The organism is Stenotrophomonas sp. STEN018 (genome assembly GCF_056760235.1).
In genome coordinates this window covers 1-734 of sequence record NZ_JBRREK010000144.1, presented here as the reverse complement: position 1 = coordinate 734, position 734 = coordinate 1, and the positions used below count along the sequence as shown (strand labels likewise).

The 734-nt window shown below is 40.9% G+C and carries 2 protein-coding genes; one reads left to right on the top strand and one right to left on the bottom strand.

All coding sequences use genetic code 11. The features are described 5' to 3' along the window. Window positions 1-248: hypothetical protein (locus ACVOMB_RS21095; RefSeq protein WP_216070714.1), on the top strand; the 248-nt coding region annotated here is incomplete at its 5' end. A 195-nt stretch (window positions 249-443) separates the two neighbouring features. On the opposite strand, the gene ACVOMB_RS21090 is transcribed toward ACVOMB_RS21095, so the two are convergent. Continuing rightward, on the bottom strand, window positions 444-734 hold a 291-nt coding region (locus tag ACVOMB_RS21090), incomplete at its 5' end, for a protein rep (RefSeq protein WP_481532941.1).

Genomic DNA, 734 nt, shown 5'->3' with positions numbered 1-734 from the left:
ATTCGAGAAACAAAAATCGGGTCGTCGCTTTGCTCGGTTTTTCCCGCTTAGGATTTTTATGGGAGCTTGTAATCAGGGAAGAAAGGTTTTGGAATTTTTATTGTGGGGTCGTCACTCGTAGACACTCGTTCGGCTTTTCCCGAAATAACATGAAGGGCGCACTTTACCATTGGAGAAATCCAATGGGTGCGGAACGCCAAAAAGGGAAAATTTTTAATTTTTCGTTTTTGGCGTTGTCAGGGTCTTAGGGATGAAGTCCCTAACGTGCTTAGGTTTCTCAATGAAATTGAGAAACGTCTAAGCGCGCCATCAAATTTTTGATGGAAGTGCAGGCGACAATCTCTAGAACGGATTTAACAAAATTGCAGACATTAGGCTCAATTATTTTGTTGTCATTCTTTGAGTATTGAGCCTGTACTTTTGCGGTATTTGATTAGAAAAAATTAGTCTGCATATTCGTTATATTTTGGCGCATAAACATATTTTCGGTATTCAGATTTGAACTGGAATGCTATTCGACCCTCTCCAACGTCCTGCACTTCCTCAGATGAAGAAATCATTTCTTCGGTAGTAATTTCATCTTCAGGCTTAAGAATCCCCTTTAAAACGCCTCCTGTTGCGATAAAACGCATCTTATGGACTTGTTTGGTCATCTCATGCAACCAAGCACCCTTATCGCCCTCTAAAGCCAAATCAGACGGTTTTACGCTGTATTTGAGCGTTTCACAGATTGC